At 70.3% G+C, this 539-nt stretch carries 1 protein-coding gene; it reads right to left on the bottom strand.

Annotated features, from left to right (window positions below; all coding sequences use genetic code 11):
- The coding region (locus AB4091_RS21840) for a penicillin acylase family protein (protein WP_442295011.1) at positions 1 to 539 on the bottom strand (539 nt) is incomplete at both ends.

Below are 539 nucleotides of genomic sequence, written 5' to 3'. Positions count from 1 at the left end.
TTGATGCTGTCCTCGATCACCACCATGTCCACCCACTCGCCATTATAGCGGTACTGGTCGGGGTTCTCGGGGTTCAGCTCGTAGACATACAGGTCTTCCTGATCGACGGCGAAGATCGTCAGGCCATAGGCGATCTTGCCGTTGTGGCCGATCGAAATGCCGGGCAGGGCGGGTTCGCCCGCCCCGATGACCGACATGCCGGGCGAGTTCAGGTGCACGACATAGCGCAGCGAGGGCACGCCATGCGCGCGGTGCGGGTCGTTGGCCAGGATCGGCCGCCCCGTTTCGGTGCGCGAGGGCGCGATGGTCCAGTTGTTGGACCCGATCTCCTGCACGTTGGCCGAGGTCGTGCGCAGGAAGCGCGCCGGGTCCAGTGCGCCGCTGCGGCTGCCCGAGCTTTGCCCGTCCTCGTGCGTCGGCGGCCGGCTGGAACCCGGGGGCGCAGCGGCGGGGGCCTCCTGCCCCGCATCCGTGTCGGCGGCGGGATCGGCCGGGCGCTCGGCCGCCTCGGGGGTTTCCGTCGCGGCCGGAGGGGCGGC

This window comes from Terrabacter sp. 2RAF25 (assembly GCF_052115265.1).
Lineage (GTDB): Bacteria > Actinomycetota > Actinomycetes > Actinomycetales > Dermatophilaceae > Terrabacter.
Note: the sequence above shows the minus strand (reverse complement) of the source record. Positions and strands in the feature narration are given on the sequence as shown.